At 40.8% G+C, this 4,570-nt stretch carries 4 protein-coding genes; 2 read left to right on the plus strand and 2 right to left on the minus strand.

The window, feature by feature from the left end:
* Nucleotides 1-5 precede the first annotated feature (5 nt).
* Together mmsB and trhA are read left to right on the plus strand one after the other, a co-directional pair.
* Nucleotides 6-1,256 carry a multiple monosaccharide ABC transporter permease gene (gene mmsB / locus B4C08_RS08510; RefSeq protein ID WP_295800204.1) on the plus strand — a complete coding sequence of 417 codons (1,251 nt, stop codon included), beginning with the start codon at nucleotides 6-8 and terminating at the stop codon, nucleotides 1,254-1,256.
* Between the two features lie 388 nt (nucleotides 1,257-1,644).
* A complete protein-coding gene (trhA, locus tag B4C08_RS08515) occupies nucleotides 1,645-2,502 on the plus strand; it encodes a PAQR family membrane homeostasis protein TrhA (RefSeq protein WP_295800209.1) in 858 nt (285 codons plus the stop codon).
* A gap of 187 nt (nucleotides 2,503-2,689) precedes the next feature.
* On the opposite strand, the gene B4C08_RS08520 is transcribed toward trhA, so the two are convergent.
* Nucleotides 2,690-2,902 carry a SlyX family protein gene (locus tag B4C08_RS08520; RefSeq protein WP_296014825.1) on the minus strand — a complete coding sequence of 71 codons (213 nt, stop codon included), beginning with the start codon at nucleotides 2,900-2,902 and terminating at the stop codon, nucleotides 2,690-2,692.
* Nucleotides 2,903-2,907: 5 nt separating this feature from the next.
* Nucleotides 2,908-4,440 (minus strand): MBL fold metallo-hydrolase RNA specificity domain-containing protein, encoded by a 1,533-nt coding sequence (locus tag B4C08_RS08525; RefSeq protein ID WP_296664470.1) that lies wholly within the window; start codon nucleotides 4,438-4,440, stop codon nucleotides 2,908-2,910.
* Nucleotides 4,441-4,570: the final 130 nt, after the last annotated feature.

Raw genomic sequence — 4,570 nt, forward strand, 5'->3', positions numbered from 1 at the left:
TAAATATGGCAGTTAACACAAACAGCTTAAAGAAAATGCTTAAGGGCAACACGATGATTTTTATTCTTCTGGCGGTCATGCTGTTTTTTCAGGCTTTGATTGTTGGATTCGGAAAAGGCTCGCTTTTTGCTCCGGAAAATATTACAAACCTTATAAACCAGAACGCTTGGGTTGTAATTCTTGCAACTGGTATGCTTCTGTGTATTCTTACCGGCGGAAACATTGACCTTTCTGTTGGTTCTGTAATTTGTCTTGTTGGCGCGGTTGCAGGAATTTTAATTGTAAATCTTGGCTGGCCAGTTATTCCTTCGATTATTGTATGTCTTATTGTCGGAACAGCAATCGGCGCATGGCATGGATTTTTTATTGCCTATGTTCATATTCCGCCGTTTATTTGTACTTTGTCCGGAATGCTTTTGTGGCGCGGAGTTGCCTTGATTCTTCTTGGCGGAATGACAATTTCTCCGTTCCCTTCAACATTCATGAATATCTTTAACAGCTATCTTCCAGACCTTGCGCTTGAGCAGGCAACAGACGAGCTTTTTGAAGCCTCAGAAGATGCCTATTATGCTCTTGTTGACAAGAATGCGCAGATTACTTTGATTGTAACTTTGATTATTGCCGTTATCTGCTGCTTTGTTACTGTTGCTTCCGCAGTTTGTAGCCGCGCCTCAAAAAAGAGAAAGGGATATTCTGTATCTTCTGCAGGCTCGTTTATTGGGAAACAGGTTGTTTTGTGCGCTGTGATTATGCTTGTTGGCTGGCTTCTTGCCCAGGACAAAGGACTTCCGCTTATTCTTGTAATTCTTGCGGTGATTGTCGGAATCTATTCTTACTACACACAAAATACAGTTCCTGGCCGCTATCTTTATGCAATCGGCGGAAATGAAAAAGCTGCCCGTCTTTCCGGTGTAAACACAGACAACGTTATGTTCTTTGCTTACACAAACATGGGATTCATTGCGGCTGTTGCTGGCCTTGTTTGTGCTGCCCGATTGAACTCTGCTGCTCCTACTGTTGGAACAAGCTACGAAATGGATGCAATTGCGTCATGCTTTATTGGCGGAGCTTCAGCTTATGGTGGAACAGGAACTGTAGGCGGTGCTGTAATCGGCGCTGTCTTTATGGGAATCCTTAACAACGGTATGTCGATTCTTGGTGTTGATGCTAACTGGCAGCGCGCTGTAAAAGGTCTTGTTCTTTTGCTTGCTGTAATCTTTGATGTTGTTTCAAAGAAAAGAAGCAGTTCAAAATAAAAGTTAATTCTTATTCATTTTTTTCCTCCTTTTGTTTTGCCCGGTGTCTAAAAAGATGCCGGGTATTTTTTTATATTTAGGTTCAATTTCAAGTTTTGATAAAAACAGTTACCTAACTGTCATTCCAGTGCTAGAAAGTCTGTCATTGCCGTTCTTGACACGGCAATCTGATGTAAATTTGCAATGGATTATTAACCGAGTTTCTTTCAGAAACATCGCAGGGTCAAGCCCGATAATGACAGTAAAATATAAAATTTACTTTAACGCTGATTGCGCTTTGAATTAGTGTATTTAAAAAAGACTTGGAATGTTGTATAATATAAGCACAGAATTTCCTCAAAAGAACTTAAGCTTTTAGAGGTTTCAATTAATTTTAACGAGGTTTGTCATGGGCGATATTACCCGCAGAATCACAAGAAAATCATTAAAGGCAAAAAGAAAAGCGGCCATAAAAACTATAAAGGCGCAGGCAAAAGAAAAAATCCATCAGATAAAGGTTGACTATTCTATGGATGCTGAAAAGAAAAAAGAAAAGGCAGCTGAACGTGAGCGCAAACGTGAGCTTAGAGCGCAAAAAGCAAACGCCCGCTTGTCTTACAATGCACGTCAGCCGCGTCCATTTACACTTGGCGAAGATGTTCTTAGTTCAATTGCAAACGGAATAGGGGCAGGACTTAGTGTTTCGGCGATTGTTCTTTTGGTTATCCGCGCGTATTTTTATGCCCCGGCTGCGCAGAAAAGCACTTATATTTCAACATTCGCAGTGTTTGGCTCAAGCCTTTTTGTGCTTCATCTTATGGCGACTCTTTACCATGCGATTTCACCTTCAAAGGCAAAAAAAGTATTTTCTATTTTTAACCATTGCGCAATTTATCTTTTTATAGGCGGAATTTTTACACCTTTGATGCTTGCCAAAATGTCTGGACCTGCCACAACCGCTTGTGCTGTTCTGTGGGGAATTCTTGCGTTTCTTTTGGTTTTGTATGCAGTGTTCGGCGCAAGGCTTCATTCATTTTCTGTTTTTACATACATAGTTTTTGCGGCGATTCTTTTAGGGCTTGTTGCTTCTGGAGCTATTGCGTTGAGCTTTTCAAGCAAAGTGTTTTTGTTTGCAGGAGCAGCCGCTTATGGAATAAGCCTTGCATTCTTTATGATGCGGAATTTCAAATGGACTCACAGCATTTTCCACCTGTTTGCGATTGGAGCTGCGGTTTTAGTTTTCTTTGGAATTTATAACCTTATATAATCTGAAATTCTTTGATAAAAATAAAAGTTTAAGTGTCATTCAATAAATCGAAATGTCTCTGAATGACATAAAGTACTTTTGGACGCTCTAGCTATTGTAGGGGATTATCCAATCAAGCTGGATAATGACAGTAAAATATAAAACTAGAAATAGAATTCCCGGCTGTTTTTGCAACCGGGAAATTTTTTTAATAATGCGGCGGCTTTCTATTTGGAATGTCGCCTTCAAGAATGTCAGAAACTTCATGCAGCTTCTGAGACAAAAGTTTGTTTTCAGTCCTAAGCCGCTCAATTGTTTCTGTATGCTCAACAGAAACCGCCTGAAGCTGGTTTACAAAATCTTCCATGTAGGCAAGCTTTGTTTCAAGGCTGATTATTTTTTCTTCAATTTCTTTTTCCATTTGAATTATTCCAAATCGTATGTTTCGCCGTATTTTACAATTTCAACATTCGGAAATCCATTTTCTGCAAGATAACCTTTAAGATGTGCCTGCGCATCTTTTTCGCCATGCACAAGAAAAATCTTTTTGAGCCTGCTTGTGTCTATAAGCTTGAGCCATTCAGTGCATTCTTTGTAGTCAGCGTGCGCGCTGAATGAGTCAATTTGCTTTACCTGAGCGTTCACCTTGTACCAGTCGCCAAGAATCTTAACTTCCTTTTCGCCTTCAAGAATTCTGCGTCCCAAAGTGTGTTCGGACATATAGCCTACAATCAAAATTATGTTGTTCGGATTTGAAATGTTGTTCGCCAAATGGTAAAGAATGCGTCCGGCTTCGCACATTCCGTCTGCGCTCAAAATTATCATTGGACCATTTTTTTTGTTAAGCTCTTTGGATTCATCGACGCTTGTAATAAACTGAAGCGAGTTAAAGCCGAACGGATTTTTGTGGTGCGCAAGGAACGCTTCCTGAGTTGCAGCATCGTAGCATTCCTGATGAAGCTGGTAGATTCCGGTCGCATTCACCGCCATAGGGCTATCCATGTAAATTGGAATCTGCGGAATTCTTTTTTGGTCAACTAAAAGATGAAGGTAATAAACAATTTCCTGCGCACGCTCGATTGCAAATGTTGGAATGATTATTTTTCCTTTTGAATCAATTGCCTGACGCACAACTTTTTCCAGCTCGTACATTGTGCTCGAAGTTTCAGCATGAAGCCTGTTGCCGTAAGTGCTTTCCATGAAGATATAGTCAGGAGCGGGCATATTTGTTGCCGGGTCTTTTATGATTGGCTTGTTGCGCCTTCCCAAGTCTCCAGTGTAAAGAACTCTAAGCTCGTTTTCTCCGTCTGCGTTTTGAGATGGTTCATTTTTTAAAGAAAGCTTTGCACCGAACAGTTTGTGCCAAAGTTTTGGTTTTATGCCGCTTCCTGCGATTGCTTTTGTTCCTTGCTGATTTTTCCTTTGCCCGGTAATTGTAAAGTAGGCTAGGGAACTTCCGAGAATGTGCCCCGCATCAAAAAATTCAAGCTGAACATCCGGGGCAATGTACATTTTGCGATTGTAGCCTAGAGTAACAATCTGATTTGCCGCTTTTACGCAGTCCGCTTCGTTGTATAAAGGTTTCCAAGTAAAAGCTTCGCCTTTCTTTTTTGCCTGCTTTGCAAGAAATTCAGCGTCCCTGGCTTGAATGCGCGCGCTATCCATCATAACAATATTTGCAAGGTCTCTTGTTGCCGGAGTTGCGTAAATTGTTCCGTCGTATCCGTTTTTCATAAGAACAGGAAGAAGCCCGCAGTGATCATAATGTGCATGGGTCAAAACAACGCTTTCAACTTTGTCCGCCGGAAAACTGAATTCCCTGTTCTTTTTATCTGATTCCGCTCTCCGCCCCTGAAAAGCTCCGCAGTCTACCATTATGCTGCGTCCGTCAATTTCAAGTATATGCCGGCTTCCTGTAACTTCTTCTGCCGCTCCAAGTGAATATGCTGTAACTGCCATAAAAGCCTCCTGATGTAATGCTAAAAAAGTGCCTATTTTTAATTATAAACCCGATTTGCGATTTTCTCAATTTTTTTCTTTTATACTGAAACCCTTGCTTACGTAGCTTTGCAAAAGAAAATCCTGAACA

It is taken from the genome of Treponema sp. UBA753 (assembly GCF_002297325.1).
GTDB lineage: Bacteria > Spirochaetota > Spirochaetia > Treponematales > Treponemataceae > Treponema_D.

Excerpts from the sequence above, each read along its gene's own strand:
- mmsB (WP_295800204.1), top strand. The coding sequence starts at position 6 with ATGGCAGTTAACACAAACAGCTTAAAGAAAATGCTTAAGGGCAACACG.
- trhA (WP_295800209.1), top strand. The coding sequence starts at position 1,645 with ATGGGCGATATTACCCGCAGAATCACAAGAAAATCATTAAAGGCAAAA.
- B4C08_RS08520 (WP_296014825.1), bottom strand. The coding sequence starts at position 2,902 with ATGGAAAAAGAAATTGAAGAAAAAATAATCAGCCTTGAAACAAAGCTT.
- B4C08_RS08525 (WP_296664470.1), bottom strand. The coding sequence starts at position 4,440 with ATGGCAGTTACAGCATATTCACTTGGAGCGGCAGAAGAAGTTACAGGA.